This is a genomic window from Azospirillum agricola (assembly GCF_017876095.1).
GTDB classification, from domain to species: domain Bacteria; phylum Pseudomonadota; class Alphaproteobacteria; order Azospirillales; family Azospirillaceae; genus Azospirillum; species Azospirillum agricola.
The window spans coordinates 11,969-25,495 of the sequence record NZ_JAGINM010000024.1 but is presented as its reverse complement, the minus strand read 5'-3'; the positions used below and the strand labels follow the sequence as shown (position 1 = coordinate 25,495).

The window sequence follows — 13,527 nt, the reverse complement described above, 5'->3', positions numbered from 1 at the left end:
AGTCGGCTCGGGTCCCTTACTTGGCGGTGCGGACGGTCAGCGACCTCTGCCCGCCGTTGCGCACCACGGTCACCTGCACCGGCGTGCCGACGCGCAGCAGGCCGATGCGGTTGCGGAAGTCGGTGGCGCTGCGCACCGGCCGGCCGTCCACCGCGATCACCACGTCGCCGCTGCGCAGGCCGGCGCCGTCGGCCGGCGAGCCGGATTCGATCTTGGCGATCAGCGCGCCCTCGTCGCCGCTCAGGTTCAGGCTCTCGGCGAGGTCGGGCGTCAGATCCTGGATGGCGACGCCGAGCCGGCCGCGCCGCACCTCGCCGAACTCGCCCAATTGCTCGATCACCGAGCGGACGATGCCGACCGGCACCGCGAAGCCGATGCCGACCGAGCCGCCGGCCGGGCCGATGATGGCGGTGTTGATGCCGATCAGCTCGCCGTTGAAGTTGACCAGCGCGCCGCCGGAGTTGCCGGGGTTGATCGAGGCGTCGGTCTGGATGAAGTCCTCGTAGCCCTCGATCTTCAGCCCGCTGCGCCCGAGCGCCGAGATGATGCCCGACGTCACCGTCTGGCCCAGCCCGAACGGGTTGCCGATGGCGACGACGAAGTCGCCGACCTTCAGCCGGTCCGAATCGCCCATCGGCAGGGCGGTCAGCCCCTTCGCCTCGATCTTCAGCAGGGCGATGTCGGTGGCGGCGTCGCGCCCGACCAGCTTGGCGCGCAGGCGGCGGCGGTCCTTCAGGGTGACGGCGATCTCCTGCGCGTTCTCCACCACATGGTTGTTGGTGATGACGTAGCCGCGCGCGGCGTCGACGATCACCCCCGACCCGGCGCTGACCTGGGGCCTGGCCTGCGGCTGCTGGTCGGGGATGTTGAAGAAGCGGCGGAAGAAGGGGTCGCGCAGCAGCGGGTTCTCCGCCTGCGGCGCGCGCGACAGCACGGCGATGTTGACCACCGCCGGTGTCACCTGCTCCAGCATCGGGGCGATGGTGGTGACGCCGGTCGCTCCCGCCGGCAGGGCGGCCGCCGCCGGGGACGCGGCGGGACCGAAGGCCGGGCCGAACAGGGCGCCCGCCGCCAGCGCCGCCACCACACCAACCGCCGCCACGCGCGCAACCGCCTTCATGAATGTGTCCTCTCCGTTGTGGGCCGGGCTGATCTGGGAGAAAAACAGAAGCCGTTCAAGCCCGTTGGCCGCGATCATAACCGACCGCCGCCACCGCTGCGAAGGGCGGAAACGCGATGCGCGGAAAGGTCCGGTCAACCATTTCGCGGCATGATGGCGACTCGCGATGGTCGGTGCTATGACCTTCGGCCGGGATTGAGCTGGGCGGGTTGACGGTGATGAGCGGCGGGTCACTGCTCGAATTGACCGAGCACGAGTATCTGCAAATGGAGGAGGCGCTGTCGCAGTCGGCGCGCGGCCGCGCCTTCCTGCGCATGCGCGACCGGCGCTGCCGGGTCGTCGCGTCGGACGATTTCCAGCGCCTGGTCGAGCAGCTCGAACGGCAGGTCGACCGGCTGGGCGGGGCGGCACCCATGGCGCCGTCCGCCTTCGGCGGCGACTCGCGCTTCCAGCAGGAGCTGACCGCCATCACCCAGGTGGTGCAGGAGGCGCGCAGCGACATCGCCGCCTTGAAGGCGACCGACACCGGGTCGAACCGCATCGAGGCCGCCACCGGCGAACTGGACGAGATCGTCGCGGCGACCGAGCGCGCCACCACCGACATCCTGAACGCGACGGAGAAGATTCAGGAAATCACCATGTCGATGCCGCGCACCGATCCCGATCTGGCCGAGCAGATCGACGCGATCGAGGCGTGGTGCATCGAGGTGATGACCGCCTGCTCCTTCCAGGACATCACCGGTCAGCGGACCACCAAGGTCGTGAACACGCTGCGCTACATCGAGGAGCGCGTGAACACGATGATCGAGATCTGGGGCGTCGAGCGGCTCGCCGCCAGCGGGGCGGGGGACGGCGTCACCTCGCACCGCAAGAGCGGCGACACCCGTCCCGACGCGCATCTGCTGAACGGGCCGCAGCTCGGCGGGCCGGAGGTGAGCCAGGACGCCATCGACGCGCTGTTCGACAGCGTGCCCGACGTGCTGGAGCGGGCGGAGCCGGCCTTCGCCGCCCCGCCGCCTGCGCCGCCTCCACCCCCGCCGCCGCCCGCGAAGACGCCTGTGAAGGCGCCGCCTCCGCCACCCCCTCCGCCGGAGCCGTCGGACGGCGGCGGACAGATCTCGCAATCCGACATCGACGCCCTGTTCGCGTGACGGCCGATGGCGCAAGACGGCAAATCCCGTGTCCGCTTGAATCAGGAACAGCTCGACCGCGTGTGCGAGCGGCACGTCCGCTTCACCGAGGGGCGGCCGAACGGCGCCCGCGCCAACCTGCCCTTCTTCGACCTGTCCGGCCTCAGCCTGGCGGGGCGTGACCTGACCGGCGCGCATCTGTCGGGCGCCATCCTGCGCGACGCCAACCTGATGGGCACCATCCTCGACCACGCCGACCTCTACGGCGCCGACCTGCGCGGGGCCGACCTGTCGGGGGCGCGGCTGTTCCGCACCGACCTGCGCGGCGCCAACGTGCGCGGCGCCACGCTGGACGGCGCCGCCATGGTCGAAGTCGACCTGCGCGACGGCAGCATGGTCAACCGCAGCAGCGACGGCGAGCTGAAGGTGGTCGGCTTCGAGCCCGGCCCGGCCGACATGGCGTCGGCCCGGCTGACCAACGCCGACATGGCGCGGGCCAAGCTGTCGGGCAGCTTCGCGAAATCGGCCGACTTCACCAACACCAGGCTGTCGGGCGCCCGGCTCGACCGCACCGACCTGCGCGGCGCCAACTTCTCGGGCGCCGATCTGCGCGGCGCCGACCTGAACGGGTCCGACCTGCGCGGCGCCAAGCTGGAGGGCGCGCAGGTCGAGGCGGAGGCCCTGGAGCAGGCCATCCGCACCGACGCGGACGCCGCCCGCGCCGCCGTCCAGCCGCCGCCGCCCCCGCCGCCGCCGGCACCGGAGGAGGAGGAGCCGGCCGCCGTCGAGATGCCGGCGCTGCCCGCCGAACAGCTCGCCATCATGCTGAAGCAGCACATGCTCTGGCTCGGCACCGGCGGCAAGCAAGGCAACCAGCTCGACCTGACCGGGCTGAACCTGGAGGGGGCCGATCTGTCGGGGAAGGTCCTGACGCTGGCCAAGGGCTCCAACGCCCGGCTGCGCAACGCCCGCCTCGGCGGCGCCCAGCTCCAGGCGGCGCAGTTCGACGGGGCCGACCTGCGCAGCGCCGACCTGCGCAGCGCCGACCTGCGCGGCGTCAAGCTCGACCGGGCGATCCTGATCGACTGCCAGCTCGACGGCGCCAATCTGGGGATGCTGCTGATCAGCGCCGGAGCCAAGATGATGCGCGCCTCGCTGGTGCGGGCGCGGCTGGCCGGGGCGTCGCTGCTGCGCACGAACATGGCGGGCAGCGACCTGACCATGGCCGACCTGACCGGCTGCGACCGCTCCACCGCGGTGCTGGACGACGCCATCCTGGAGGGGACCCGGCTGGGCGCCGCGTAGAGCCGCGCCCGGCGGACCTTTTCGGTTTTCCTTTGCGGCAATCCAGCGATTGCTTTCAAGAATCCGTTGATATTCATGGCGGAAATTGCGGACACTGGGCCGCGTCGCGGGCGTGACGCGGCGGGGGCCTTCCGTCCCGACCCTTGCCGCGTCGTGGAATAAATGTTTTACCATAACGGCTTAGCTTGACGGTTCGGGGGCGTGGTGGCACGCTTGGCCGCAAGCGGCGCATCGGCAATCAACGCGTCCGCAAGCAAGGGGAAACGTCGACGGCCATGACCAAGTCGGAATTGATCCAACGGCTGGCGGAACGGAATCCGCACCTCTACCAGCGCGACATCGAGAAGATCGTCGGCACCATCTTCGACGAGATCACCGAGGCGCTGGCCCGCGGCGACCGGGTGGAGCTGCGGGGATTCGGCGCCTTCTCGATCAAGCGGCGCGACGCGCGCACCGGCCGCAACCCCCGCACCGGGGAATCGGTTGACGTGGGCGAGAAATGCATCCCTTTCTTCAAGACCGGCAAGCAGCTCCGGGAACGGTTGAACACGGACTGAGCGCCAGCCTCCCCATGGCCGCCGCTCCGCCCGCCCTTGTGGAGGAATCGTCGCTTTGCGTTACCTGTCCTGGATCGTCACCCTGCCCATCGCCCTGGTCGCGGTTCTCTTCGCGGTGTCCAACCGCGACGTCGTGACCTGGGCGCTGTGGCCGTTGCCCTTCACGCTGGAGGCCCCCCTCTATCTGGCGGCCCTGCTGGCGCTGCTGGCCGGCTTCCTGGCCGGCGGCTTCGTCGTGTGGAACGCCCAGCGCCGCCACCGCCGCCGCGCGCGGCGCGAGGGCAACCGCGTCCTGTTCCTGGAGCGCGAGGTGAAGGAGGCGCAGGCCCGCGCCGCCGCCGCCGAGAAGCGCCTGGCCGAGCTGTCGCGCCCGGTTTCCGGCCCCGCCGTTGGCGGCGGTGCCGGACTGCCGGTTCCGGCCGCCGCCACGGGGAGCGCGCCCACGGTTCACTGATCGCCATGGATTGACCGGTCTCCCACCGCCGCCCAGCCGCGGGCGGCGGTGTCCACCGTCGGGAGGCGCCCATGCGCACCATCACCGGTGCCGAGTTGAGGTCCGTTCTCCACCACCGCATGCTGATCGAGCGCATGCGGCAGACCTTCCGGGCCGGGGTGGAGGTGCCGATGCGCCATCACCACACGGTCGAGACCTATGGTCAGCACGACGCCACCTTGCTGCTGATGCCGGCGTGGCAGGTCAACCAGTCGATCGGCGTCAAGATCGTCACCGTCTTTCCCGACAACGGCGCGCAGGACCTGCCGGCGGTGCAGGGCGTCTATCTGCTGATGGACGGCAAGACCGGCATCCCGCAGGCGCTGCTCGACGGCTCGGCCCTGACCAAGCGGCGCACGGCGGCGGCCTCGGCGCTGGCGGCCTCCTACCTCGCCCAGCCCGACGCCTCGCGCCTGCTGGTCGTCGGTACCGGGGCGCTCGCCCCGGAGTTGATCGAGGCCTATGTCGCGGTGCGGCCGATCAAGCAGGTGCTGGTCTGGGGGCGCAGCCTGGAGAAGGCGAAGAAGGTCGTCTCCCGCTTCCACCGGCCGAAGTTCAAGATCGAGGCGACCGACGATTTGCAGGGCGCGGTCGGCGGCGCCCACATCATCACCTGCGCCACGCTGGCCAAGGATCCGATCATCAAGGGGGAGTGGCTTCAGCCCGGCCAGCATCTCGACCTGATCGGCGGCTTCACGCCGGAGATGCGCGAGGCCGACGACGAGTGCATCCGCCGCTCCCGCGTCTTCGTCGACACCCGCGAGGGCGCCTGCAAGGAGGCCGGCGACATCGTGCAGCCGATGCGGTCGGGTATTTTGTCGGAGGACGACATCGCCGGCGATCTCTACGACCTGACGCGCGGCGAGCGGGCGGGGCGGCGCTATTACGACCAGATCACGCTGTTCAAGTCGGTCGGCACCGCGCTGGAAGACCTCTGCGCCGCGCAGTTGGCGGTGGAGATGGTGCTGCACAACGACTCGATCCGGTGATCGCGATGGTTTGTTTTTTTGACACAGATGAACACAGATAGACACAGATGAAATAAGATGCGCTGATCCATGCTGGTTAAGTGTGTGTGGCGGAAAATGTTATTTTGATATTTTTCTATCATCTTCATCTGTGTCCATCTGTGTTCATCTGTGTCAAAAAATATTCCACCCCCTGACGAACATTGGCGGGAGGATGTGAGGCCAGCTCAGCCCTCTGGTGAAACGACCTCCCCCTTGCTAGGGTGCCGGACCGTGATATTTCAGGGTTTGGAGACCGCAGCCCCATGACGTCGCCCGCCTCGCGCATCTTCTGCGCCGTGGACACCACCGAGATCGACAGCGCCCGCCGGATCGCCGCGCAGGTGAACGGCTCCGTCGGCGGCATCAAGCTGGGGCTCGAATTCTTCATCGCCCAGGGGCCCGCCGGGGTCCGCGCCGTGATCGGGGAGGACGGGCCGCCGCTGTTCCTCGACCTCAAGCTGCACGACATCCCCAACACGGTGGCGTCGGGCATCCGCTCGGCGCTGCCGCTGAAGCCGGCCTTCATGACCATCCACACGTCGGGCGGCGGCGCCATGATGCGCGCGGCGGCCGAGGCGGCGGCCAGCGGCGGGGCGAACCGCCCGAAGATCCTCGCCGTCACCGTGCTGACCAGCCTCGACGAGGGCGACCTGGAGACGGTGGGGCAGGCGACCCCGGTCGCCGAGCAGGTCAAGCGGCTGGCCCTGCTGGCCAGGGAGTCGGGCATCGACGGCGTCGTCTGCTCGCCCGCCGAGGTGGCGCTGCTGCGCGCGGCCTGCGGGCCGGACTTCATCCTGATGGTGCCGGGCATCCGTCCGGTCTGGGCCGCCACCAACGACCAGAAGCGCTTCATGACCCCGGCCGAGGCGGTCGCCGCCGGCGCCGACCATCTGGTCATCGGCCGCCCGATCACCGGCGACGCCGATCCCGCCGCCGCCGCCCGCCGCATCCTGTCCGAAATCGAGGGAGCCGCATGACCGTCCTCACCAAGATTTGCGGACTGAGCGAGCCGGAAAGCCTGCGCGCCGCCGTCACCGGCGGGGCGCGCTACGTCGGTTTCGTCTTCTACCCGCCGAGCCCGCGCGCGGTGGCGCCGTCGCTGGCGGCGGAGCTGGCGCGGCTGGTGCCGACCGGCGTGCGCTCGGTCGGGCTGTTCGTCGATCCCGACGACGAGTTCCTGGAGCATGTCGTCTCCCAGGTGCCGCTCGACCTGATCCAGCTTCACGGCAAGGAGAACCCCCGCCGCATCGCCGAGGTCAGGGCGCGCTACCAGATCCCGGTGATGAAGGCGGTCAAGGTCGGCGGGCCGGAGGATCTGACGGCCGCGCTGGAGTTCGCCGAGGTCGCCGACCGCCTGCTGTTCGACGCCAAGCCGCCGGCCAAGGTGTCGGCGCTGCCGGGCGGCAACGGCATCGCCTTCGACTGGACGCTGCTGGCCGGACGCTCCTGGCCCAAGCCCTGGATGCTGTCGGGCGGGCTGACGCCCGAGAATGTCGCCGAGGCGGTGCGCGTCACCGGGGCCACCGAACTCGACGTCTCCTCCGGGGTCGAGGACCGGCCGGGCCACAAGGATCCGGCGCTGGTCCGCGCCTTCCTGAGCGCGGCCGCCGCGCTGTGACGCCGCTGCGGCTGGCCCGCCTGTCGCTGGTCGCCGCGGTGGCGCTGTTCTTCACGCTGGTGGCGTGGGGCAACATCGCCGATTACGGATCGAACCTCGCCTTCGTCCAGCATGTCCTGACCATGGACACGACCTTCAAGAGCCCGGCCCTGATGGGCCGCGCCATCGAATCCCCGGCGCTGCACCACGCCGCCTACTGGCTGATCATCGGCTGGCAGATGCTGACGGCGGCGCTGTGCTGGGGCGGGGTGTGGCGGCTGGGGCGGGCGCTGCGCGACACCGGCGTCGCGCAGGACCGCGCCAAGGGGCTGGCCATCCTCGGGCTGACGGCGGGTTTCCTGCTTTACACCGTCGGTTTCGTGACGATCGGCGGCGAATGGTTCGCCATGTGGCAGTCCGCCACCTGGAACGGACAGCGCAGCGCCCACATCTTCTTCACCTTCATCGGCATCGTCCTGCTGGTCCTGATCCAGCCGGAACGCGAGACGATGTAGGATTTGAGGCGAATTGTTTGGCTTATCTTGGTTGCATGGTCTTGACCCGCCGCGTCGGCTAGGATGGCGTCCATGAGCGAAACGACCTCTTCCCCGCCCGCGACCGAGATGCTGGGCGTCATCCTCGACGAGCATCTGCGCTGGATCGGCCAGTGGCACCGCGCCGCCTTCTACCGTGGCGGCCAGGGCGGCGACCGGGCCTCGGCCCCGGCCTCCTTCGCCGCCTGGTGCGCGGCGGCCAGCCGCGACGATCTGGTCCACCAGCCGGCGGTGCAGAAGCTGGCCACGATGCACGAGCAGATGCACCGGCAGGCCCGGCTGGTGCTGCTGAAGGCCGGCAACGGCGACACCCCGACCGAGGCGGAGTACGAGGCGGTGGTCGGCCGCTTCGAGGAGTTCGTCCTGCATCTGCGCCGGATGGAGCGCGCCTTCGGGGCCGCCGCCTCCGGGCTCGACCCGCTGACCGGCCTGCGCACCCGGCGCGGCATGCTGGAGGCGCTGGAGCGCGAGCACAGCCGCTACCGCCGCACCGGGCAGAGCTTCTGCCTCGCGCTCGCCGACATCGACAAGTTCAAGGGCATCAACGACACCTACGGCCACGACATCGGCGACCGCGTGCTGGCCGCCACCGCCGCCGTCATCAGCCGGGGCGTGCGCAGCTTCGACGAGGCCTTCCGCATGGGCGGCGAGGAGTTCCTGGTCTGCCTGAAGGAAACCGAGATGGCGGAGGGCTTCGCCGTCATCGAGAGGCTGCGGATCGACCTGATGGAATCGCCGGTGCTGCTGCCGGACGGGCGGGCGATCCCGGTCACCGCCTCCTTCGGGCTGGTCGAGGCGCAGCCGGACCTGTCGGTGGACGAGCTGATCGTCTGCGCCGACCGCGCGCTCTACCAGGCGAAGAACGCCGGGCGCAACCGCGTGATCCGCCACGGCGTCGACCGCCCGCCTGCCGCCGCGAATCCCGCTCCGTCGAAGCCGGCGCGGCCGCGGGCGTAAGCGCGCCCCGGATTCCTCATCTTGGATTCCAGGGCGGTGGGCGGTTAGGATCGGGTCCAACCTCCCGCCAGCCGGAAGCCGGATTTCATGCGCACCCAGCCCGAATACCCCAACCTGTTCATCCTCGATCACCCGCTGATCCAGCACAAGCTGACCCACATGCGGGACAAGAAGCGCTCGACCGGCGGCTTCCGCACCCTGCTGCGCGAGATCTCGCTGCTGATGGGTTACGAACTGACCCGCGACATCCCGCTGACCACCGAGCGGATCGACACGCCGTTGCAGCCGATGGACGCGCCGGTGATCCTGGGCAAGAAGCTGGCGGTGGTGCCGGTGCTGCGGGCCGGGCTCGGCATGTCGGCCGGGTTGCTGGAGCTGGTGCCGTCGGCCCGCGAGGGGCACATCGGCCTCTACCGCGACCACGACACCAAGCAGCCGCACGAGTATCTGGTGAAGCTGCCGCCGGCCGATGGCCGCCTGTTCATCGTGGTCGACCCGATGCTGGCGACCGGCAACTCGGCCGCCCACGCCTGCGACGTTCTGAACCGGCACGGGGTGGAGGACGAGAACATCCGCTTCATGGCGCTGGTCGCGGCACCCGAGGGCGTCCGCCGCTTCCACGAGGCGCACCCGGACGTGAAGGTCTTCACCGCCGCCCTCGACAGCCATCTGGACGAGAACGCCTACATCGTGCCGGGCCTGGGCGACGCTGGCGACCGGATGTTCGGCACCAAGTAAGCAAAAAGGCGGCGCGCCGGGGATGTCCGGCGCGCCGCCCGTTCCTTCGTCGGCTTTTTTGAGCGCTTAGACCGCGCGGCTGTGGCGCCCGGCGCCGCTGGCGAGGTGGGTGTCGAAGCGGGCGGCGACGATCCGCATCAGCGGGCGGGCAGCCTCGGGAACCGACACCCGCCGGCCCTCGATCGCGGCGACCCCGTCGGCCACCAGATCGTCCATCGCCGCGAGGTCGGCGTCGAAGACCCCCGCGTCCCGTCCATGCGCCTCGGCGACCGCGCCGGCATCGACCGACAGGTCGCACATCAGCCGCATGATCAGGTCGCGGCGCAGCCGGTCGTCGTCGGTCAGGGCGATGCCCTTGCCGGTCGGCAGGCGTCCCTCGTCGATGGCGGTGGCGTACTGGTCGAAGGGAACGGCGTTCTGGATGTAGCCCTGCGGCAGCGCCCCGATGGAGGAGGCGCCGAAGCCGATCAGCGCGTCGGCGTCGTCGGTGGTGTAGCCCTGGAAGTTGCGGCCGAGCCGCCCCTCCTCCTGCTGGACCGCCAGCTCGTCGCCGGGGCGGGCGAAATGGTCGAGCCCGATGGCGCGGTAGCCGGCCTCGGCCAGCGTGTCGGCGATGGCGGCGAACTGCTCCCAGCGGCCCAGCGTGTCGGCCAGGACGGACTCGTCGATCTTCTTCTGATGGGTCTTCATCCACGGCACATGGGCGTAGCCGAAGACCGACAGCCGGTCGGGCGCCATCTCCAGCGCGATGCGGGCGGAGCGGGCGACGCTCTCCACCGATTGGTGGGGCAGGCCGTACATCAGGTCGAGGTTGACGTTGGCGATGCCGGCCTCGCGCAGCCACTCCAGCGTGCGCTCGGTGGTCTCGCGCGGCTGGATGCGGTTGATCGCCGCCTGGACGGTTGGGTCGAAGTCCTGCACGCCGAGCGAGGCGCGGTTGACGCCGGATCGGCCGAGCGCCGCCGCCATCTCCGCCGTCAGGGTGCGCGGGTCGATCTCGATGGCGAGTTCGGCGTCGGTGGCGACGTCGAAGCGCTCGCGCAGCAGGGCGATCAGCGATTCGAAGTCGGCGGGCGCCATCATGGTCGGGGTGCCGCCGCCGAAATGGATGTGGCGGACCGTCAGCCGGCCGGGGATGCGGTCGGCGACCATGGCGATCTCGCGCCGCAGATGGTCGAGATACTCGGCGATCGGCGCGTAGCGCGCGACGATCTTGGTGTGGCAGCCGCAGTACCAGCACATCTGGTGGCAGAAGGGGACGTGGAGGTAGAGCGAGCCGGATCGGGTGAGGTCCATCGCCTCCAGCCAGCCGCCATAGACCGACGCGTCCACCGCGGGGGTGAAGTGCGGCGCCGTCGGGTAGCTGGTGTAGCGGGGGACCCGCAGCCCGTCATACTTGGCGAGCAGGGCGGGATCGACGGTCCCCGCGCAAGGCGACGGGGCGGTGGAGGCGGGGGAGAGGGTCGGTGCGTCCATGGGCGACAGAGTGCCGCAGGGGCCTCCGCCGTGCCTTGATCCACGTCAAGCTCCGGGAGGGCCGCGTCTTGTCACCACCCCGCCGCCTGTTTGTCCGCCGCCTGCCTGGCCAGCCGCTGCTCCAGATGCTCGTGCAGCAGATCGACGTTCATCCGGTTGGCCTTGAAGGCGATGTCGAAGACCGTTCCCACCACCGGGACGGAGCCGAACAGCCAGTCGACCCCGACGTTCAGCGCCATCCGCGCCAGCAGCGACTTCGGCAGGTCGAAGCGCGCCGCCTCCAGGATGATGTAGGCCGAGACGATGGCGGTCGCCGTGTCGCCGGCGACGGGCAGCAGGCTGGCGATGCCGTCCAGCCCGATGGGGATGCGGGTGCCGGGAATGCGCCAGCGCGTGTCCATCAGGCGCGACAGCCGGCGCAGCCGCTCCAGCCGCTGGAAGTCGATGGAGACGGACGCGTCCGCGCTGGCGGGCGGCGGGTCTGCGGCGAAGGCGCGGCGGCGGGTGCGGGTGTCGTCCATCGTCGGTGTCCCCCCATATGCGGCGCGTGTCCCGCCGGTTCTTTCCGTCGGGGGAACGGTCCCGCGACAGGAACAACCCGCGCGGCGGCCGGGGGTTCCCCGCCGCCGCGTCCGGTTTTCACGAAATAAGGCGCGCGCGGCGGCCCGCCGCTCCTGTCCGTCCGGGCCTGTCTGTTCGGACCTGTCCTTGCGGGGCTGTTTTTCCGGCGGATGGGCAGGCATCGAAGGATGTAGGAGCGCCCGGCCTCCGTTCAAAGGCGGAGGCGCCGCACGCAGCGGCGAATTGACGCGCCGCCTGCGGCAAGCGGTTGCTTTCACGACGCTTTCGCTTGGCTTGGCGGGCAGTGGCGCAGGGGGTATGTCTTTTGTTGTCTGGTCAGCGTCAAGAATTCCGGCAAGAATACCGATCAAACCCAAGAAGAACGCGGCGGCGGCTGTTGTCCGAGCGCGTTCTGAGCAACCGCAGCAAGCGGTTGCCTTCCAGGGGAGGACCCCAATGCCAAAGCTTTACTGTGCCTGCTGCGGGCGCCCCTTCGCACGTGCATCATCGCGGGGGCCGGTTCCGCTCTATTGTTCGCGGGATTGCCGCGTGCAGATGGCGACGCGCCGCCGGGCCTGGACCCTGGTGGAACGGGACGGCGCCCTGTGGGACCGGATGCGCAGCGAATGGACCCGGACCGACGGGGCGGCGTCCCGGTCTGCCGGGCTGTCCGCCCTGCGCTGATCCGGTCTTCAGGACCGTTCGGGATCGGTGCCGGATGGTTGAGGCGGCCGTTATGATGGCGTGACGGATTGCGGCTGGTTCCGTGTTTTTTTGAAAAAACTGGCCAAGCCCCCTCTACAACCGGGCAGCCCGTACCCCCATGTGGTGAGGCTCCCTAGGATCTGACGGCTGATGGCGATCATGAACGAGAACACCCGACCTACCACCGTGCCGGCGAAAAGCACCACCCGCACCGTGACCGCCGTGGCGGTCGCCTTGATGATGGCCCTCTCCGCTGGCACCGCCGACGCCCGTGCCGGCAAGAGCGGTTCGTCGGGCAGCCGTGGCGCCCGCACCACCGAGGCCCCCGCCGCGACCTCCACCGCGCCGAACACGGCCGCGCCGATGGAGCGGTCGGCCGCCCCGTCCCCCGGCATGCAGCGCCCGGCCGCCGCGGCCCCGGCGCAGCAGGGCGGCTTCTTCCGTGGCGGCGGCTTCATGTCCGGCCTGATGGGCGGCCTGATCGGCGCCGGCATCGGCGCCATGCTGTTCGGCGGCGGCTTCTTCGAGGGGCTGGGCAGCTTCGCGGGCATCCTGGGCTTCATCCTCCAGATCCTGCTGGTCGTCTTCCTGGTCCGTCTGGCGATGCGCTTCTTCCGCAACCGCTCGCAGCAGCAGCAGCCGGCCACGGCCCGCATGGGCTCGCCGCTCGGCGGCGGGGCGAACCCGGCTTACGCCGGCGGCCCGCTGAACCGCGAGGCGGCCGACGCCGGCCACAACCCGATGGGCGGTCCCGGCGGCGGTCTGGGCGGCGGTTCGGGCGGCGGTTCGGGTCTGGGCGGCCTGATGGGCGGCGCCAAGCGCCGGCAGCAGCCCGACGAGATCGGCGTCCAGCCGGCCGACTACCAGTCGTTCGAGCGTCTGCTCGTCACTGTCCAGACCGCCTACGGGCGTGAGGACATCGACACGCTGCGCGGCGTGACGACGCCGGAGATGCTGTCCTACTTCACCAGCGACCTGTCGGAGAACAGCAGCCGCGGCGTGGTGAACAAGGTGAGCGACGTCACCCTGCTGCAAGGCGACCTGTCGGAGGCATGGCGCGAGGGCAACGCCGAATACGCCACCGTCGCGATGCGCTTCTCGCTGATCGACACGACGGTGGAGCGTGCCAGCGGCCGGGTCGTGGACGGCACCCCCGGCACCCCGGTCGAGGCGACCGAGCTGTGGACCTTCGTCCGCCCGCGCGGCGGCCAGTGGCAGTTGTCGGCGATCCAGCAGACCCGCTGACCGTTCCGCCGATCCCGACCGGCTTGATCCCCGACGGGTTTGAGCAGCGAGCGCCCCGGCCCTGTGCCGGGGCGTTTTC

15 protein-coding genes are annotated in these 13,527 nt (G+C 70.3%); 12 read left to right on the top strand and 3 right to left on the bottom strand.

From position 1 onward, the window contains the following. Positions 1 to 16: 16 nt before the first annotated feature. Positions 17 to 1,120: a Do family serine endopeptidase gene (locus tag J2847_RS27385; RefSeq protein ID WP_209781936.1), complete on the bottom strand. Its 1,104-nt coding sequence runs from the start codon at positions 1,118 to 1,120 to the stop codon at positions 17 to 19. 218 nt (positions 1,121 to 1,338) lie between these two features. On the opposite strand from J2847_RS27385, the gene J2847_RS27380 reads away from it, so the two are divergent. From J2847_RS27380 to upp, 10 genes are all read left to right on the top strand, one after another. Then, a complete protein-coding gene (locus tag J2847_RS27380; RefSeq protein ID WP_209781935.1) occupies positions 1,339 to 2,271 on the top strand; it encodes a hypothetical protein in 933 nt (310 codons plus the stop codon). A gap of 36 nt (positions 2,272 to 2,307) precedes the next feature. After that, a complete protein-coding gene (locus tag J2847_RS27375; RefSeq protein ID WP_233474830.1) occupies positions 2,308 to 3,555 on the top strand; it encodes a pentapeptide repeat-containing protein in 1,248 nt (415 codons plus the stop codon). Positions 3,556 to 3,785: 230 nt separating this feature from the next. Further along, a complete protein-coding gene (gene ihfB, locus J2847_RS27370; protein ID WP_282183177.1) occupies positions 3,786 to 4,112 on the top strand; it encodes an integration host factor subunit beta in 327 nt (108 codons plus the stop codon). A 55-nt stretch (positions 4,113 to 4,167) separates the two neighbouring features. Next, complete coding sequence (locus tag J2847_RS27365; RefSeq protein WP_085555816.1) at positions 4,168 to 4,566, top strand: lipopolysaccharide assembly protein LapA domain-containing protein; 399 nt, start codon at positions 4,168 to 4,170, stop codon at positions 4,564 to 4,566. Between the two features lie 71 nt (positions 4,567 to 4,637). Further along, the gene (gene lhpI, locus J2847_RS27360) at positions 4,638 to 5,594 is read left to right on the top strand and encodes a bifunctional Delta(1)-pyrroline-2-carboxylate/Delta(1)-piperideine-2-carboxylate reductase (RefSeq protein WP_209781933.1); all 957 of its coding nucleotides are present in this window, start codon (positions 4,638 to 4,640) and stop codon (positions 5,592 to 5,594) included. A 284-nt stretch (positions 5,595 to 5,878) separates the two neighbouring features. Beyond that, positions 5,879 to 6,592 (top strand): orotidine-5'-phosphate decarboxylase, encoded by a 714-nt coding sequence (gene pyrF, locus J2847_RS27355; RefSeq protein ID WP_209781932.1) that lies wholly within the window; start codon positions 5,879 to 5,881, stop codon positions 6,590 to 6,592. Then, positions 6,589 to 7,233, top strand: coding sequence for a phosphoribosylanthranilate isomerase (locus tag J2847_RS27350; protein ID WP_209781931.1), 645 nt, complete (start codon positions 6,589 to 6,591; stop codon positions 7,231 to 7,233). The genes pyrF and J2847_RS27350 overlap by 4 nt, the downstream gene beginning before the upstream one ends. Continuing rightward, positions 7,230 to 7,727 (top strand): DUF2165 family protein, encoded by a 498-nt coding sequence (locus tag J2847_RS27345; protein ID WP_209781930.1) that lies wholly within the window; start codon positions 7,230 to 7,232, stop codon positions 7,725 to 7,727. Before J2847_RS27350 ends, J2847_RS27345 begins: the two co-directional genes overlap by 4 nt. A gap of 72 nt (positions 7,728 to 7,799) precedes the next feature. Further along, a complete protein-coding gene (locus J2847_RS27340) occupies positions 7,800 to 8,723 on the top strand; it encodes a diguanylate cyclase (RefSeq protein ID WP_209781929.1) in 924 nt (307 codons plus the stop codon). Positions 8,724 to 8,810: 87 nt separating this feature from the next. Then, the gene (upp, locus tag J2847_RS27335; RefSeq protein ID WP_085555822.1) at positions 8,811 to 9,461 is read left to right on the top strand and encodes a uracil phosphoribosyltransferase; all 651 of its coding nucleotides are present in this window, start codon (positions 8,811 to 8,813) and stop codon (positions 9,459 to 9,461) included. A 66-nt stretch (positions 9,462 to 9,527) separates the two neighbouring features. On the opposite strand, the gene hemN is transcribed toward upp, so the two are convergent. Together hemN and J2847_RS27325 are read right to left on the bottom strand one after the other, a co-directional pair. Further along, positions 9,528 to 10,937, bottom strand: a complete 1,410-nt coding sequence (gene hemN, locus J2847_RS27330) for an oxygen-independent coproporphyrinogen III oxidase (protein WP_209781928.1) — start codon at positions 10,935 to 10,937, stop codon at positions 9,528 to 9,530. A gap of 71 nt (positions 10,938 to 11,008) precedes the next feature. Further along, the gene (locus J2847_RS27325; protein ID WP_209781927.1) at positions 11,009 to 11,458 is read right to left on the bottom strand and encodes a DUF4112 domain-containing protein; all 450 of its coding nucleotides are present in this window, start codon (positions 11,456 to 11,458) and stop codon (positions 11,009 to 11,011) included. Positions 11,459 to 12,053: 595 nt separating this feature from the next. Here J2847_RS27325 and J2847_RS34700 point away from each other — a divergent pair. Together J2847_RS34700 and J2847_RS27320 are read left to right on the top strand one after the other, a co-directional pair. After that, positions 12,054 to 12,182 (top strand): hypothetical protein, encoded by a 129-nt coding sequence (locus tag J2847_RS34700; RefSeq protein ID WP_267912575.1) that lies wholly within the window; start codon positions 12,054 to 12,056, stop codon positions 12,180 to 12,182. 171 nt (positions 12,183 to 12,353) lie between these two features. Beyond that, a complete protein-coding gene (locus J2847_RS27320; protein ID WP_233474829.1) occupies positions 12,354 to 13,448 on the top strand; it encodes a Tim44 domain-containing protein in 1,095 nt (364 codons plus the stop codon). Positions 13,449 to 13,527 lie beyond the last annotated feature (79 nt).

Bases quoted from the DNA above. Each gene is read 5' to 3' on its own strand.
- J2847_RS27325 (WP_209781927.1), bottom strand. From the start codon at position 11,458: ATGGACGACACCCGCACCCGCCGCCGCGCCTTCGCCGCAGACCCGCCG.
- hemN (WP_209781928.1), bottom strand. From the start codon at position 10,937: ATGGACGCACCGACCCTCTCCCCCGCCTCCACCGCCCCGTCGCCTTGC.
- J2847_RS27380 (WP_209781935.1), top strand. From the start codon at position 1,339: ATGAGCGGCGGGTCACTGCTCGAATTGACCGAGCACGAGTATCTGCAA.
- J2847_RS27340 (WP_209781929.1), top strand. From the start codon at position 7,800: ATGAGCGAAACGACCTCTTCCCCGCCCGCGACCGAGATGCTGGGCGTC.
- J2847_RS27350 (WP_209781931.1), top strand. From the start codon at position 6,589: ATGACCGTCCTCACCAAGATTTGCGGACTGAGCGAGCCGGAAAGCCTG.
- upp (WP_085555822.1), top strand. From the start codon at position 8,811: ATGCGCACCCAGCCCGAATACCCCAACCTGTTCATCCTCGATCACCCG.
- J2847_RS27385 (WP_209781936.1), bottom strand. From the start codon at position 1,120: ATGAAGGCGGTTGCGCGCGTGGCGGCGGTTGGTGTGGTGGCGGCGCTG.
- J2847_RS34700 (WP_267912575.1), top strand. From the start codon at position 12,054: ATGGCGACGCGCCGCCGGGCCTGGACCCTGGTGGAACGGGACGGCGCC.
- J2847_RS27320 (WP_233474829.1), top strand. From the start codon at position 12,354: ATGGCGATCATGAACGAGAACACCCGACCTACCACCGTGCCGGCGAAA.
- lhpI (WP_209781933.1), top strand. From the start codon at position 4,638: ATGCGCACCATCACCGGTGCCGAGTTGAGGTCCGTTCTCCACCACCGC.
- pyrF (WP_209781932.1), top strand. From the start codon at position 5,879: ATGACGTCGCCCGCCTCGCGCATCTTCTGCGCCGTGGACACCACCGAG.